At 61.4% G+C, this 391-nt stretch carries 1 protein-coding gene; it reads right to left on the bottom strand.

Annotation, left to right across the window (positions count from 1 at the left end; genetic code table 11):
- Positions 1-53: 53 nt before the first annotated feature.
- Positions 54-391, bottom strand: a 338-nt coding sequence (locus ACLZOT_RS50325) for a UbiA family prenyltransferase (RefSeq protein ID WP_416976034.1), incomplete at its 5' end; no start/stop codon positions are given.

Below are 391 nucleotides of genomic sequence, written 5' to 3'. Positions count from 1 at the left end.
CATATCGAATCTGTCATTCGTATCCCATCCTTCGATCCGCGGATTCAGTTCCGTCAGGTGAACTGTCCGGCGATCGTCGCCGCGAGAATGATCCAGCCGAAGTAGCGGTTGGTGACGAAGGTGTCCCAGCACGATTGCGGATCGTCCAGGTTCAGTCGTACGACCTGATAGGACAGCAGCGCCCCCGCACACACGACGAGCGGGTAGAAGGCCCAGCCCGTCTCCGCCTCGGCCCCGGCCCAGAAAGCGCCGGCGACGCTCAGCACGATGAACACGGCCAGCCACGCCTTGCTGGAATCGCCGAACATCAGAGCAGAGGACTTGACGCCGATACTCCGGTCGTACTCCTTGTCCTGGTGGGAGTAGACGGTGTCGTGGAAGAGGGTCCAGA

Origin of the sequence: Streptomyces sp. 4F14, from assembly GCF_048159485.1 — a bacterium.
Classification (GTDB): domain Bacteria; phylum Actinomycetota; class Actinomycetes; order Streptomycetales; family Streptomycetaceae; genus Streptomyces.
Note: the sequence above shows the minus strand (reverse complement) of the source record. Positions and strands in the feature narration are given on the sequence as shown.